This window comes from Vibrio sp. 704, assembly GCF_033339295.1.
Genome location: NZ_JAWOUH010000861.1, coordinates 1 through 551 on the forward strand (window position 1 = coordinate 1; position 551 = coordinate 551).

Annotated in this window: 1 protein-coding gene; it reads right to left on the reverse strand. The window is 47.4% G+C overall.

The features are described from left to right. Nucleotides 1–551, reverse strand: a 551-nt coding sequence (locus tag R7R24_RS29560; protein WP_318120570.1) for a D-serine ammonia-lyase, incomplete at both ends; no start/stop codon positions are given.

The following is a 551-nucleotide window of genomic DNA, read 5'->3' on the forward strand; positions in this document are numbered from 1 at the left end:
CATCGATAAAAAAGCAGTTGGGATCGCTCTCTGCCTGTTTTCGACCTTGCTCAACCGCAACACCATAATCTTGCTCGTACTCAACCACGTTGACACCGTGCGATCGAAGTTTGTTTTTCTTCCACTCTCTCGCATCGGCGGACATATGAACCGATACTGAAAAACCAAGCTTGGCACTCATCATGCCTATCGACATGCCTAGGTTTCCCGTTGAACCAACCGCGATGCTGTATTGTTGGAAAAATTGTCGGAACTCACCACTCAGCAGCTTGCTGTAATCATCACTCTCACTTAACAACCCTGCGACAATCGCCAGTTTTTCCGCATGAACTAACACTTCATAAATGCCACCACGGGCTTTTATCGAGCCGGATATTGGTACGTGACTATCAAGCTTGAGCATGAGGCGGCCGAATATTGGGACGTTGTACTGAGTTTCCAAAGCCGCTTTCATCTTTGTAATGTCCACTACAGGCGACTCAATGAGACCAGAAGCGGCTTTGGTTTCAGGAAAAGCTTTCATAAGATAAGGAGCAAAGCGCTTGAGCCTC